The sequence below is a fragment of the Ruegeria sp. A4 genome (assembly GCF_056543025.1).
Window position 1 is genome coordinate 1359540 of sequence record NZ_JBQGAW010000001.1, and the last position, 12667, is coordinate 1372206.

12 protein-coding genes are annotated in these 12667 nt (G+C 59.3%); 2 read left to right on the forward strand and 10 right to left on the reverse strand.

Features of this window, described 5'->3' with window-relative positions; genetic code table 11:
- Positions 1-7: 7 nt before the first annotated feature.
- The 5 genes from ACR0E2_RS06770 to scpA form a co-directional block, all read right to left on the reverse strand.
- Positions 8-1009, reverse strand: a complete 1002-nt coding sequence (locus ACR0E2_RS06770; protein WP_480446186.1) for an endonuclease/exonuclease/phosphatase family protein — start codon at positions 1007-1009, stop codon at positions 8-10.
- Between the two features lie 4 nt (positions 1010-1013).
- Positions 1014-1694: a molecular chaperone DjiA gene (locus tag ACR0E2_RS06775; RefSeq protein WP_171114829.1), complete on the reverse strand. Its 681-nt coding sequence runs from the start codon at positions 1692-1694 to the stop codon at positions 1014-1016.
- 45 nt (positions 1695-1739) lie between these two features.
- A complete protein-coding gene (locus ACR0E2_RS06780) occupies positions 1740-2228 on the reverse strand; it encodes an N-acetyltransferase family protein (RefSeq protein WP_480445791.1) in 489 nt (162 codons plus the stop codon).
- Entirely contained in the window at positions 2225-2827 is a 603-nt protein-coding gene (locus ACR0E2_RS06785) for a VOC family protein (RefSeq protein WP_480445792.1), read from the reverse strand. The genes ACR0E2_RS06780 and ACR0E2_RS06785 overlap by 4 nt, the downstream gene beginning before the upstream one ends.
- A 105-nt stretch (positions 2828-2932) precedes the next feature.
- Positions 2933-5059, reverse strand: a complete 2127-nt coding sequence (gene scpA / locus ACR0E2_RS06790; RefSeq protein ID WP_171227859.1) for a methylmalonyl-CoA mutase — start codon at positions 5057-5059, stop codon at positions 2933-2935.
- A gap of 168 nt (positions 5060-5227) precedes the next feature.
- Here scpA and ACR0E2_RS06795 point away from each other — a divergent pair, with 168 nt between their 5' ends.
- Positions 5228-5674 carry a DUF4174 domain-containing protein gene (locus ACR0E2_RS06795; RefSeq protein WP_152458718.1) on the forward strand — a complete coding sequence of 149 codons (447 nt, stop codon included), beginning with the start codon at positions 5228-5230 and terminating at the stop codon, positions 5672-5674.
- Positions 5675-5750: 76 nt separating this feature from the next.
- Here the strand turns inward: ACR0E2_RS06795 and ACR0E2_RS06800 are convergent, their stop codons facing one another.
- Both ACR0E2_RS06800 and ACR0E2_RS06805 read right to left on the reverse strand, forming a co-directional pair.
- Positions 5751-7799 carry an acetyl-CoA carboxylase biotin carboxylase subunit gene (locus tag ACR0E2_RS06800; RefSeq protein ID WP_480445794.1) on the reverse strand — a complete coding sequence of 683 codons (2049 nt, stop codon included), beginning with the start codon at positions 7797-7799 and terminating at the stop codon, positions 5751-5753.
- Positions 7800-7915: 116 nt separating this feature from the next.
- Complete coding sequence (locus tag ACR0E2_RS06805; protein WP_152458720.1) at positions 7916-8119, reverse strand: hypothetical protein; 204 nt, start codon at positions 8117-8119, stop codon at positions 7916-7918.
- Between the two features lie 650 nt (positions 8120-8769).
- On the opposite strand from ACR0E2_RS06805, the gene ACR0E2_RS06810 reads away from it, so the two are divergent.
- The gene (locus ACR0E2_RS06810; RefSeq protein ID WP_480445795.1) at positions 8770-9921 is read left to right on the forward strand and encodes a DcaP family trimeric outer membrane transporter; all 1152 of its coding nucleotides are present in this window, start codon (positions 8770-8772) and stop codon (positions 9919-9921) included.
- An 86-nt stretch (positions 9922-10007) separates the two neighbouring features.
- Here the strand turns inward: ACR0E2_RS06810 and ACR0E2_RS06815 are convergent, their stop codons facing one another.
- From ACR0E2_RS06815 to ACR0E2_RS06825, 3 genes are all read right to left on the reverse strand, one after another.
- The gene (locus tag ACR0E2_RS06815; protein ID WP_152458722.1) at positions 10008-10361 is read right to left on the reverse strand and encodes a hypothetical protein; all 354 of its coding nucleotides are present in this window, start codon (positions 10359-10361) and stop codon (positions 10008-10010) included.
- Positions 10362-10494: 133 nt separating this feature from the next.
- Positions 10495-10980 (reverse strand): DUF6497 family protein, encoded by a 486-nt coding sequence (locus ACR0E2_RS06820; RefSeq protein ID WP_480445796.1) that lies wholly within the window; start codon positions 10978-10980, stop codon positions 10495-10497.
- A 109-nt stretch (positions 10981-11089) separates the two neighbouring features.
- A complete protein-coding gene (locus ACR0E2_RS06825; RefSeq protein WP_171114816.1) occupies positions 11090-12622 on the reverse strand; it encodes an acyl-CoA carboxylase subunit beta in 1533 nt (510 codons plus the stop codon).
- Positions 12623-12667 lie beyond the last annotated feature (45 nt).

Consider the following 12667-nt stretch of genomic DNA (forward strand, 5'->3'; position numbering starts at 1 on the left):
TGAAAGGTCACAGGTCGATGTCCAGTGTGACCGGGAAATGATCCGACGCCGTCAGCAGCGCCTGTCGCAGGTCCGGTGCGGACCAACAGGCCGCGTCGCGAAACGGATGCCAAATGCGCCAGGCCGGGCGGTATGCACGCAGATCCTGGGTTATCATTATGTAATCCAGAAGAGCCTCGAGATACCTGCCTTCTTCCGGGCGGGCAAAACGCGCCGTGGAAGGTATCGATCCCGGCCGAAAACCATGAGCCGTCACCGCGTGCGGGTCGAACAAACCTGCCTCCAGCAAAATCTCAACCGAAGAGCGGCCGAACAGATGCTCGAACTCATCCAGCCCGGGGCCGTCGTTCAGGTCTCCCAGCAGAATGACGGGTTCCTGGCTGGCAACGTGCATCTCGACCCGCCTGGCCAGCCAGACCGCCTGCGCCAGTTGCTTGCGGCGGTTGGCAATCGAGATCCGGATCGCCTCATCCCGCGACCCGGCCCCATGCGGAGCCTTGGATTTCAAATGAGCTCCGATCAGCCGGACGTCGTGTCCCGACTGCGTCGTCACCGCCAATTCCATCGGTGGTTTGGAAAACCGCACGACATCCTCGGTCGCATCAATATCCAGATCGATTCTGAACGCACCATCGAACCGGGGGGCCAAGGGGTCGTCGATGTCACCCTTGGGATCATGGCGCACGGTGAGAATGGTCCTGTCGTAGAGCAGCGCCAGCTCTTGATGGGTGTCGTTGGCAAATCCCATCACCGCGTCAGAGATGCGCAGATCGAACGCCTCGGCAAAGGTTTGCAGGGCCCGCACCGTGTTCTGGCGTTTGCCGGTGTTCGGAGCCTCGACAATCAATACCGCATCCGCGTCAATCGCGATCAGCACTTTTGCAATCGCCTCGACCTGCTGCGCCTTGGTGACATCATGCCGACCGGACCAGGTGTCATCGACGATCAGATTGTCGTTTTGATCAAAAAGATTGGCAAACCATTCGATATTGTAGGTCGCCAGCCGCATCCTGTCAGGCCCGCGCGCCGTTGATCTCATCCCAGGCGCGGTTGATGTCGATCATCTTTTTCTCGGCCAGTCTGATCGCCTCTTCCGGGACACCGCGCGCCATCATGGCGTCCGGATGCGTTTCGCGGACCAGCCTTCGCCAGACTTTGCGGATATCGGGCAAGGGCATGTCCTGCGGCACGCCCAGAACCGTGTAAGGATCTTTTGGCGCATCCGGCACAAATCGCGCCCGCAATGCTTTGAATTGAGCGTCGGACTGCCCGAAGATCTTGCTCACTTCCTCCAAGAACGCGTTCTCATTGGGATGGTAGAACCCATCGGCCATGGCGATGTGAAACAGCCCCTCCATCAGGTCGCAAAGCGTGGTGCTGTCTTCGGCGAACATCCGGGCGATCTTGCGGGCATAATCCTGGTACCCCGCCACATCCGTGCGCGCCATGTTGAAGACCCGCGCAGCGTCTTCTTCGTCTTCGCGCGCGATCTGGAACACATCGCGGAAGGCGGTGACTTCATCTCGTGTCACCTGACCGTCCGCCTTGGCCATTTTCGCGCCCAAGGCAATCACCGCAATCGTGAACGCCACCGATCGTTCCGGAGGTGTTCGCAGCTTTTCAAAAACTGCGGCCAGGCTTTCGCCTTGGGCCAGCGCGCTGAGCGCATCGGATATGCGGGTCCAGATCGACATGGGCGTACACTAGCGTTACAATTCGGGACTGTCAGGTGCGACAGATCATTCAGGTGAAAGAATTTTCTGCATCAGCACAAGATCCAGCCATTGACCCCATTTGAACCCAACTTCGGGCATGCGACCAACCTGTGAAAAGCCCAGCGCCGCGTGAAACGCCACGGCGCCTGGATTGGCCGAGGAAATGCCTGCAACCAGCACATGCGCCCCGTCGGTTCGTGCGGCCGCCTCAAGCGCTTGCATCAAAGCCCGCCCAACGCCTTTTCCGCGCGCGTCCGGTGACAGCTGGATCGAGTGTTCGCGCGTCTGCGCGTATCCGGGGCCCGCACGAAACGGGGCATAGGTGGCAAAACCAACAACGTGCCCATCATGTTCGGCGACCAGGAAGCCGGTGCCCCGCGCCGTGATATCCTTGGTGATTTGCGTCGCGCTGCGTTCATCGGTCGTGAAGGTGATCAAGGACTCGCGGATGATCGCATTGGTGATCCTGGCGATTGCGGGCGCATCCGCCGCCATGGCCGGGCGAATGATCATTCCAGCACCCGTACCCCATGAGGTGTCTCGAACTCCGCCCGGAGCGCGGCCGGGCCGGTGTCGAACACCACCTGATCCAATGCACCAAGATGTCTGGCCAACGTCAACGCATCCGGGTGGTACACAACCAAGCGCCGCAGCCGACAGCCGCTGTTTTGCAGCATGTCGGCCGGGTGAAGATCGCCCTGCCATTCGATCAGTGCGGGAAACAGGTTGTCGAACGGCAAGCGCCCGGTTGGTGGAACCGCCATCCGCCACCGCAGCGCGCCCCGGGTCAGATCGATCGGTTGCCCGACACCATCGGGAAACAACGCAAGCGAGGCTTCGATATCCTCGACCCGGCAAATCCAGTTGGTCAGACGCGGGCTGCCCTGGAAGCGATCCAGATCGAACCACCGCGTTCTGCCAGGTGTTTGCGCCTGCGGGTCGATCGCAATCGCCTCCAGATAGAGCCCGCCCCCGAGGCCCAGCAACTTGTTGTATGTCCCGAACGTCTCGTGCTTGCCGCCGGGTTGCAGCGCAACGCCAAGCGCTTGTTCGATATGGGCAGATGCGTCTTCCAATGTTTCACCCGCGACGGCCAGATGATCCAGTAACATGTGCCACCTCCTGCAAGTTTACGGCCAGACCCTTGCGGATCTGGCCGTATGTTTCCGCCAAAGAGGCGCGATCACAAGATGTTTCGACGAATAACCCGACCTTCGTCAGCCGCGCGCTTCGCTGATCAGGCGCAGGATGTCCTGAGCGGCCTCGGGAATGTTGGTGCCCGGGCCAAAGATGGCCTTGACCCCATGATCATAAAGGAACTGGTAATCCTGCTGCGGGATCACCCCGCCGCAGATCACAATGATGTCCTCGGCCCCGGCCTTTTTCAGCTCTTCCACCAGTTGCGGAGCCAATGTCTTGTGCCCTGCCGCCTGCGAGGAAATACCGACCACATGCACGTCATTGTCCACCGCGTCCTGCGCGGCCTCGGCCGGGGTCTGGAACAAGGGGCCAACGTCTACGTCAAACCCGATATCGGCGAACGCGGTGGCAATCACCTTGGCCCCACGGTCATGACCGTCCTGCCCCATCTTGACCACCAGCAGACGGGGGCGACGGCCTTCGGCCTCGGCGAATTCCTCGATGGATTTCTGGATCGCGGCAAAGCCTTCATCACCCTCATAGGCCGCGCCATAAACGCCGGCCAGGGTTTTCACTTCGGCGCGGTGGCGGCCGAATTCCTTTTCCATTGCCATGCTGATCTCTCCTACGGATGCGCGGGCGCGGGCGGCCTCGACCGCAGCAGCCAGCAGGTTTCCGCCCTCTTGGGCAGCCTTGGTCAAAGCGTCCAGCGCCTGTTGGCAAGCAGCCTCGTCACGGGTTGCACGGATACGTTCCAATCGCGCGACCTGAGCTTCTCGCACGGCCACATTGTCGACGTCCAGAATATCGATCGGATCTTCCTGTTCCTTGCGATATTTGTTGACCCCGACGATCACCTCTTCGCCGCGGTCGATCATGGCCTGGCGGCGCGCGGCGCTTTCCTCGATGCGCAGCTTGGGCATGCCGCTGGCCACGGCCTTGGTCATGCCGCCCATTTCCTCGACCTCTTCCATCAGGGCCCAGGCTTTTTCGATCAGCTCATTGGTCAGGCTTTCGATGTAATAAGACCCCGCCAGCGGGTCGACCACATCGGTCACGCCGGTCTCTTCCTGCAACACCAGCTGCGTGTTCCGGGCGATACGCGCCGAAAAGTCGGTGGGCAGCGCGATCGCTTCGTCCAGCGCATTTGTGTGCAACGATTGGGTCCCGCCCAGAACCGCGCTCATCGCCTCATAGGCGGTGCGGATCACGTTGTTGTAAGGGTCCTGTTCCTGCAACGAAACACCTGACGTCTGGCAGTGGGTGCGCAGCATTTTTGACCGTTCGGATTTCGCGCCGAACTCGGTCATGACCCGGTGCCACAGCGTGCGTGCGGCGCGCAGTTTGGCGATCTCCATGAAAAAGTTCATGCCGATGGCAAAGAAGAACGACAGCCGGCCTGCGAACTTGTCCACGTCCATCCCGGCCTGTGTCGCTGCACGGACATATTCGCGCCCGTCGGCCAGGGTATAGGCCAGCTCCTGCACCAGGTTCGCGCCGGCCTCTTGCATGTGATAGCCCGAGATCGAGATCGAGTTGAACTTGGGCATCTCGTTCGAAGTATACTCGATGATGTCCGAGATGATCCGCATCGAGGGCTCGGGCGGGTAGATATAGGTGTTTCGCACCATGAATTCCTTCAGAATGTCGTTCTGAATGGTGCCGGACAGAACCGATTTGTCGTGCCCCTGTTCCTCTCCTGCCACGATGAAGTTCGCCAGGATCGGGATCACCGCGCCGTTCATGGTCATCGAGACCGAGACCTGATCCAACGGAATGCCGTCGAACAGGATTTTCATGTCCTCGACACTGTCGATGGCCACACCGGCCTTGCCCACGTCACCGACGACACGCGGGTGGTCGCTGTCATAGCCGCGGTGGGTGGCCAGATCGAAGGCAACCGAAACACCCTGCTGGCCCGCCGCCAGGTTGCGGCGATAGAAGGCGTTGGATTCTTCGGCGGTCGAAAAGCCCGCATACTGACGGATCGTCCACGGACGGCCCGCATACATCGTGGCCTTCACACCGCGTGTAAACGGACCAAAGCCCGGCAGCGAACCCATATGCGGCAAACCGGCGGTGTCTTCCTGCGTATAGAGCGGTTTGACCGCAATGCCTTCCAGCGTCTCTTTGGTCAGGTCGTCCAGCGGACGTCCGCGCAGCTCTTTCTCGGCCAGCGCTTTCCAATCCTTGGTGTCGGTCATTTCGGTTTCCTCTTGTCAATTCGGATGGCGGCAGTCGAAAGCTTCCGCATTGAGGTCTTGCGCTTGGCCGTTTCATTCAGCCGCAAGCGCGACATTTTGAGTGTTTGGTACAAATCGTCGGTCGCAATCGGTGTCACAGAGGCTATATTCGAAGGAACAGGAGGCCACATGACACGCACGCTTGCCTTTGTTTTCTTGGCACTAATCCCGATGTCTGTCTGGGCGGCGGATGGCACGGCGACGACGGATGACAGTTTTGTCCGCCCGGTGGGTGACAGCGAACTCAGCGAGTTTCTTTGGGTCAACCGACCCATCGTAGTCTTTGCCGACACGCCGGCGGACCCGCGGTTCCAGCAACAGATCGACATGCTGCTCGAAGGCGAAGCCGCAATGCGTGAGCGTGACGTGGTGGTTCTGACCGATACCGACCCATCGGCGCGGTCTCCGATCCGGTCACAGCTGCGCCCGCGCGGGTTCCAGATGGTATTCGTCGACAAGGACGGCGTGGTCAAACTGCGCAAACCTTCTCCGTGGAGCGTGCGCGAGATCGGCCGGTCCATCGACAAGACCCCCCTGCGCGAACGCGAAATCCGCGATCGGCGCGAAGGCGGCTGACCGCTTTCGCCACCCCGAAAGACCCCGGCACAGAATGCCGGAGGCTTTGACAGGTATGGCAAAAGCGCGTTCATGATCACTCGAACTCGATGATCACTTCGTCCACGGCGAGACTGTCGCCGGGGCCTGCATTGATCTTGGCAACGATACCCTTTTTCTCGGCGCGCAGGATGTTTTCCATCTTCATCGCCTCGATGGTGCACAGCGCCTGACCTTCCTGCACCTCTTGCCCCACTTCGACGTCGATCTTCACGACCAGGCCGGGCATCGGGCACAGCAGCATTTTCGAGGTGTCGGGCGGCAGTTTTTCAGGCATCAGCCGCGCCAGTTCGGCCTGACGCGGGGTACGTATCTGCACCTTGAGATCCGCGCCGCGGTTACGAATGCGGAACCCGCCCGAGATCTTGCCCACCTTCATGACAAGCGGCGCGTCATCGACCGTCATAACGGCAAGCTGATCGCCCGGGGTCCAATCACCCGTCACCCGCATTTCCTGACTGTCGTCAAACCTGATCGTGGCCCCATCCTGATCCGCGTTAACCTTGACGGGCCACTGGATTTCGCGTCCGAAGGAGACAACCCAATCGGTGCCGACCTTGCGTTCGTGATTGTCCATCCGGCCCGACACGCGAGTCCGGCGAATTTCAGCGACGCGATGCATGGCCGCGCAGGACGCCGCAATCCGGCGCAGGTCTGCGTCGGCCAGTTCGACGCCCTCGAACCCGTCGGGGTATTCCTCGGCGATGAAGGCCGTGGTCATATCGCCGCTGATGAATTTCGGATGATCCATCACGGCGGACAGGAACGGCAGATTGTGGCCAATGCCTTCAACCTCGAAACTGTCCAGCGCCACGCGCATCGCCTCGATCGCCTGATCACGGGTCGGGGCCCAGGTACACAGTTTGGCAATCATCGGGTCGTAATACATGCTGATCTCACCGCCCTCATAGACGCCGGTGTCATTTCGAACAGCAACATCGCCTTCGGGCGCATCCCCTTGCCATTTGCCGTTGGCCAGCATCGGCCCGGCTGCCGTCTCCTGAGGCGGGCGATACCGGGTCAGACGGCCAATCGAGGGCAGGAAGCCGCGATACGGATCCTCGGCGTACAGGCGGTTTTCGATCGCCCATCCGGTCAGTGTCACGTCGTCCTGCGTGATCGACAGCTTTTCACCCGCTGCCACGAGGATCATCTGTTCGACCAGATCAACGCCGGTGATCAGTTCTGTAACAGGGTGTTCCACCTGCAAACGCGTGTTCATTTCAAGGAAATAGAAGTTCTTTTCACCGTCAACGATGAACTCGACTGTGCCTGCGCTGGAATAACCCACGGCCTTGGCCAGCGCCACGGCCTGTTCCCCCATGGCCTTGCGCGTCGCTTCGTCCAGAAACGGCGACGGCGCCTCTTCCACGACTTTCTGGTTGCGGCGCTGGATCGAGCATTCGCGCTCGCCCAGGTAGATACCGTTTCCATGACTGTCGCACAGAACCTGAATTTCGATGTGACGCGGTTGGGTCACAAATTTCTCGATGAAGATCCGGTCATCCCCGAACGAGCTTGCGGCTTCGTTCTTTGACGACTGGAAGCCCTCGCGCGCTTCGTCATCATTCCACGCGATCCGCATGCCCTTGCCACCGCCCCCGGCGCTGGCCTTGATCATGACAGGATAGCCGATCTGGTTCGAGATTTTGACCGCCTCTTCCGCGTCTTCGATCAGCCCCATGTATCCGGGAACCGTCGACACATTCGCGTCCTGCGCGATTTTCTTCGAGGTAATCTTGTCGCCCATCGCCTCGATCGCGCCTTTCGGAGGACCGACAAACGCCACGCCTTCGGCTTCCAGCGCCTCGGCAAACTTGGCGTTTTCGGACAGGAAGCCATAACCGGGATGGACCGCCTGCGCGCCGCTCTGGCGGATGGCGTCCATCACCTTGTCGATCACGATATAGGACTGGTTTGCAGGTGGCGGGCCGATATGGATGGCTTCGTCCGCCATCGACACATGCAGCGCGTTCTTGTCCGCGTCCGAGAAAATGGCAACGGTGCCGATACCCATCTTGCGGGCGGTCTTGATAACCCGGCAGGCGATCTCGCCCCGGTTGGCGATCAGGATCTTATTGAACATGGAACGTCCTTTGGCTTGGTGTTCTGGAAACGCAAAACGCCGCCGCAGGGAACAATCCCCACGGCGGCGTGATGCGCGATGACGGGCGGAACGACATGCGCCCCGCAAAATATGCGTTAGTTACAGGTGTTCTGTGTCTTGCAGTACAGCACGTTGCCCGCCGCACCGACGGCTGCGCCAAACAACGGGTCCGCGTTGAGGACGGCCGCCCCCACTGCCCCGGCACCGCCGCCGAGGATTGCCTGTTCGCCCGTGGTGTCTCCGCAGGCGGCCAGACCCGCGCAGGTCGTCGCAACAAGGATGAAGCGTGAGAATCGCATAGTATCTGCCCTTTTTGGTTTCTTGATCCTTTTCGGGTCAGATGCGCGAAACACGCCCTGTTATTCAATATCAACGGGTGCGCCGGCGATTTTTGTGCGGGATTTTGCCTCTTTCTGTCCGCTACAGGCAAAAAGAAAAACGCGGACAGGACTATGTGGGGAACACAAGCCTGCCCGCGCAAGGAAGGGGTACGGAATAGTAGGTGCATGTGCGGCGCAGGCAAAGTAGAGCCGCACGGCTCATCCAGTTTGCACAGCACAATATTGCCAGCAAACACAGTATTGTTTCCAATCGGGATTTCGGCTGGAATCTGCCCACACCCGGAAATGCCGCGCAACTTCGCGCCGATACCGGTTCGATACTGCTCGGGCGTTTGAGGCCGCTTTACCGTCACAGTTTCGTGACAGATCAAGCCGCTTTCCGCGCGTTTCGCAGTTGCAGCATCACGACTCTCGGTCAGCGTTGGACATACAGAACCGCCTTGCGCCAATGCGTTATCCAAGCGGCTCAAGACGTCGTGTTTCAGCGCAGTGAAAAACACACATTTGCTTGAAAAATCAACATCTTCACTTCCCATTCTCGTGATTTCCCAAGGTTCGAACCTCGTGAAACGGTCCGTGTGCACACTCGCACTCAAAGGAATACCCACATGACGAAGACTAGAAAAAAGGCACTCCTGCTTGCTGCCTCCGCGCTCAGTGTGACCAGCACGCTCGCCTTTGCCCAGGATGCCCAAACCCAAGCCGAACTTGACGCCTTGCGCGCCCGGGTCGAGGCGCTGGAATCCGCCAGTGCCAGCCCTGCCAATGGTGACTTCCGCATCGGCAACACCGTTCTGGACGTTTACGGATATGTAAAGGCCGACTTCTTTTACGATTTCGAGTTCGATCAGGGCGACACGGCGTTCGTGAATGTCATCGGGGAACCGTCGGCCGCGACCGATGGCACATTTGGTGCCACCGTCCGCCAATCGCGGATCGGTTTGCGCACCACCACCCCAAGCGGTATCGGCGATATCGGCGGACAACTGGAACTGGATCTGTTCGGTTCCGGCGGAACGGCCGAATTGCGTGTACGCCACGCCAATATCACCATCGGTGACAACTGGCTGATCGGACAGACCTGGACCAACTTCATGCCGCTGGACACCTACCCGACCTCGGTGGAATTCAACGGCCCCGTTGGCATCCCTTTCGCACGGGTTCCGCAGGTTCGCTATACCAACTCTTTCGGAACGAACACGTCCTTCGCCGTTTCGATCGAAGAGAATGTCGGCGGTTCGAATTCGGACGATCCGGTTTTGACCGCATCCGCCGAATACAATGACGGGACTTATGTCGCACGTGTGTCCGGCCTTTATGGCAAGGTGGAATCCGGCAATATCGAAGTTGATCAGACCGGGTTCACGATATCCGGCTCGGTTCGCCCATGGCAGGGCGGCCTGTTCCAGGTCAACTACGTGAACGGCGAGGCACTCGGCCCGTACCTGATCGGCCTTGGTGATCCCATCGTGAACGGCCAGGCCAATGACGTGGACGGATACACCCTCGAATTCCGGCAGGATCTGAGCCCGAAATGGAATATTGGCATTGCATACGGCAAAGAAGACTATGACCTGCCGACCTCGACCGGAACCCTGTCGTTTACCGAACTGGAAACGATCCACGTCAACGCATTTTACAAGGCAACCGAAGATCTGACACTTAGCGGCGAGTATATCTATGGCGAACGGAACGACGCGCCGACCGGCAGAACCTTTGACGGAAACCGCGTTCAGCTGGCCGCTCAGTTGAACTTCTGATGCCGCACACGGATCCTGCCCGGTTTCGGGCAGGGTCATCCCGAAACCGGTCTTGAAGGGCTGATATGCGGCGGCTTGGATCACGATCAGCCTGTCCCGTCGATTACGTCGGGAAAGGACGCACGGGCGGCGTCCACATCGATCACCAGCATCGCGTCATAGCTGGCCGGATCAAAAGGATCTTCCGCCGGAATGACTTCGCGCCCGAAAAGCCAGCTGAGACGTCCGGCATCCAGATTGCCCCGCTCGAACGGCTGATCGCCGAAATGCGCCCAAAGGGCCTCCATGAAGGCGGCATCGGCGCGTTTGTCCGCCGGTTTTCGATCCCGGAACCGTTCCCGCCGTGTCAGCGGCGTCACACCCTTGGGATTGGCGCGGCGAATAGTGAACTGAAAATCGGTGCCTGAAAGACGCCCCGGAAACCCGCGATGTTTCAGCATGGCGACACTCCACAGCTTTGTTTTGCAGACAAAAATAGTTCGAACCCGAACTTGGATGGGATCATGTTGCGCACCTCCAAAGCCGCACCGTTGGTCTGAGAAGTTTTGACGTCATGACAGCGTAAGTTCATGGTCAAAGCCCTTCCCAGATACACCGGGACTGCTCCAGCCGGTAGGCTTCAAAATACTGTGTCGCGTCCGGAGCGGTGTCGCCGAATTCCACCGGGCGATCAGACAGGGAAATGACAACTCTGGATGGTTGCAACTCGTGTTGAGCCACATACGGAACAGCTAGAACCTGGCACAGATGCTCCATATCCTTGGACGCCACGTCATAGCCGATCCGTCCCACTGACGCTCCGATCTTCGGGGCGACAAATCGAAAGCGCACCCAAAGCTCACCAGGGTTGTTGTCCAGCAGGACATCGCTCAGATGCACCGGCTGACCGGACGGCACCGGCAATGAACTGTCTGTCTGGGCAAAAACAGGAACGCCGAGCGCGCACAAGACCAGACATATGGCGCGATCCCGGACCCACCGAAGGCAGGCTCCTCCTTCCGGGATCGCGCGCGCAGTGCTTTTGGCCTGCGCGGTTCTATGTCTGACGGGTCGGATCATTCAACTATTTGTCGCTTTTTGTCAATTCCGCCGCAATTTTGAGCATTTTTCGCTCAGAATCGGACTGCCAGTGCCATCAACCGGGGCGGACAACGCCGCCCCGAAGGGATCAAAGCGGAATATTGTCGTGCTTTTTCCAGGGGTTCTTCAGCTGTTTGCCGCGCAAACTGGCAAAGGCCCTGGACACGCGCCGGCGGGTCGAATGCGGCATGATCACCTCGTCGACGAAGCCGCGTTCGGCGGCGACAAAGGGGTTTGCAAACCGATCTTCGTAATCGGCGACATGCTGTGCGGTCTTTTCCGCATCATGCAGATCTGCCCGGTGAATGATCTCGGTTGCACCCTTGGCACCCATCACCGCGATTTCGGCTGTCGGCCAGGCATAGTTGAAATCGCCGCGCAGATGTTTGGACGCCATAACAACATAGGCACCGCCATACGCCTTGCGCGTGATCACCGTGACCTTAGGCACGGTCGCCTCGCCATATGCATAAAGCAGCTTTGCGCCGTGCTTGATCACACCGCTGTATTCCTGCTGTGTGCCCGGCAGAAAGCCCGGAACATCGACAAGCGTCAGGATCGGAATTTCGAAACAGTCGCAGAACCGCACGAACCGCGCCGCCTTGCGCGAGCTGTCGATATCCAGACATCCCGCCAAAACCATCGGCTGGTTCGCCACGACACCAACGGTCTGACCCTCCAGCCGGATAAAGCCGGTGATGATGTTCTTGGCGAAATCTTCCTGAATTTCGTAGAAATCGCCTTCATCGGCTATTTTGGTGATGAGTTCCTTCATGTCATAGGGCGTGTTTGGATTGTCCGGAACCAGAGTGTCCAGCGAATCCTCGATCCGGTGAGGGTCATCAAAGAACGGACGCACCGGAGGTTTCTCGCGGTTGTTGAGCGGCAGGAAATCCACCAGACGGCGCACTTCTGCCAATGCTTCCACATCGTTTTCGAACGCCGCATCGGCGACCGAGGATTTCCTGGTGTGGGTCGAGGCGCCACCCAGTTCTTCGGCTGTTACAACCTCGTTGGTGACCGTTTTGACCACATCGGGGCCCGTCACGAACATGTAAGACGTGTCCTTGACCATAAAAATGAAGTCAGTCATCGCTGGGCTGTAAACCGCTCCGCCAGCGCATGGGCCCATGATTACGCTGATCTGCGGAACCACACCCGAGGCCGTGATGTTGCGCTGAAACACTTCGGCATAGCCGGCCAGCGAAGCCACGCCTTCCTGGATTCGCGCACCGCCCGAGTCGTTGATACCGACAATCGGTGCTCCGTTTTGCACCGCCATATCCATGATCTTGCAGATTTTCTGGGCATGCGTCTCGGACAGCGACCCACCAAAGACCGTAAAGTCCTGGCTGAACACATAGACCATGCGGCCGTTGATGGTGCCCCAGCCCGTGACAACGCCATCACCCGCAGGTTTTTGTTTTTCCATTCCGAATTCGGTGCATCGATGACTGACGAACATGTCGAATTCTTCAAAGCTGCCCTCATCCAGCAGCAACTCGATCCGCTCTCGCGCCGTCAGCTTTCCGCGCGCATGCTGGGCATCAATCCGCCTCTGCCCGCCGCCCAGTCGTGCGTCGTTGCGGCGGTTTTCCAACTCGGAAAGGATGTCTTTCATGACGATTATCCCCTGTAAAATTTGCCGGGACCCTACCCTTTCGCG

What these genes read in the sequence shown, in the direction of transcription:
- ACR0E2_RS06770 (WP_480446186.1), bottom strand. Translation starts at nt 1,009, where the DNA reads ATGCGGCTGGCGACCTACAATATCGAATGGTTTGCCAATCTTTTTGAT.
- ACR0E2_RS06775 (WP_171114829.1), bottom strand. Translation starts at nt 1,694, where the DNA reads ATGTCGATCTGGACCCGCATATCCGATGCGCTCAGCGCGCTGGCCCAA.
- ACR0E2_RS06780 (WP_480445791.1), bottom strand. Translation starts at nt 2,228, where the DNA reads ATGATCATTCGCCCGGCCATGGCGGCGGATGCGCCCGCAATCGCCAGG.
- ACR0E2_RS06785 (WP_480445792.1), bottom strand. Translation starts at nt 2,827, where the DNA reads ATGTTACTGGATCATCTGGCCGTCGCGGGTGAAACATTGGAAGACGCA.
- scpA (WP_171227859.1), bottom strand. Translation starts at nt 5,059, where the DNA reads ATGACCGACACCAAGGATTGGAAAGCGCTGGCCGAGAAAGAGCTGCGC.
- ACR0E2_RS06795 (WP_152458718.1), top strand. Translation starts at nt 5,228, where the DNA reads ATGACACGCACGCTTGCCTTTGTTTTCTTGGCACTAATCCCGATGTCT.
- ACR0E2_RS06800 (WP_480445794.1), bottom strand. Translation starts at nt 7,799, where the DNA reads ATGTTCAATAAGATCCTGATCGCCAACCGGGGCGAGATCGCCTGCCGG.
- ACR0E2_RS06805 (WP_152458720.1), bottom strand. Translation starts at nt 8,119, where the DNA reads ATGCGATTCTCACGCTTCATCCTTGTTGCGACGACCTGCGCGGGTCTG.
- ACR0E2_RS06810 (WP_480445795.1), top strand. Translation starts at nt 8,770, where the DNA reads ATGACGAAGACTAGAAAAAAGGCACTCCTGCTTGCTGCCTCCGCGCTC.
- ACR0E2_RS06815 (WP_152458722.1), bottom strand. Translation starts at nt 10,361, where the DNA reads ATGCTGAAACATCGCGGGTTTCCGGGGCGTCTTTCAGGCACCGATTTT.
- ACR0E2_RS06820 (WP_480445796.1), bottom strand. Translation starts at nt 10,980, where the DNA reads ATGATCCGACCCGTCAGACATAGAACCGCGCAGGCCAAAAGCACTGCG.
- ACR0E2_RS06825 (WP_171114816.1), bottom strand. Translation starts at nt 12,622, where the DNA reads ATGAAAGACATCCTTTCCGAGTTGGAAAACCGCCGCAACGACGCACGA.